This is a genomic window from Erwinia sp. MYb416 (assembly GCF_037479575.1).
GTDB lineage: Bacteria > Pseudomonadota > Gammaproteobacteria > Enterobacterales > Enterobacteriaceae > Erwinia > Erwinia rhapontici.
This window is the reverse complement of sequence record NZ_JBBGYT010000307.1, coordinates 1-647: the sequence shown is the minus strand read 5'-3', so window position 1 is coordinate 647 and position 647 is coordinate 1. Positions and strand designations below refer to the sequence as shown.

Here is a 647-nt window from a genome sequence, read left to right as displayed (position 1 = left end):
GGACCATCCTCCAAGGCTAAATACTCCTGACTGACCGATAGTGAACCAGTACCGTGAGGGAAAGGCGAAAAGAACCCCGGCGAGGGGAGTGAAACAGAACCTGAAACCGTGTACGTACAAGCAGTGGGAGCCTACTTGTTAGGTGACTGCGTACCTTTTGTATAATGGGTCAGCGACTTATATTCTGTAGCAAGGTTAACCGTATAGGGGAGCCGCAGGGAAACCGAGTCTTAACTGGGCGTTAAGTTGCAGGGTATAGACCCGAAACCCGGTGATCTAGCCATGGGCAGGTTGAAGGTTGGGTAACACTAACTGGAGGACCGAACCGACTAATGTTGAAAAATTAGCGGATGACTTGTGGCTGGGGGTGAAAGGCCAATCAAACCGGGAGATAGCTGGTTCTCCCCGAAAGCTATTTAGGTAGCGCCTCGTGAACTCATCTTCGGGGGTAGAGCACTGTTTCGGCTAGGGGGCCATCCCGGCTTACCAACCCGATGCAAACTGCTAATACCGAAGAATGTTATCACGGGAGACACACGGCGGGTGCTAACGTCCGTCGTGAAGAGGGAAACAACCCAGACCGCCAGCTAAGGTCCCAAAGTCATGGTTAAGTGGGAAACGATGTGGGAAGGCACAGACAGCCAGGA

At 52.6% G+C, this 647-nt stretch carries 1 rRNA gene; it reads left to right on the top strand.

The features are described 5' to 3' along the window. Positions 1-647 (top strand): 23S ribosomal RNA (locus WH277_RS02775); the annotation flags it as partial.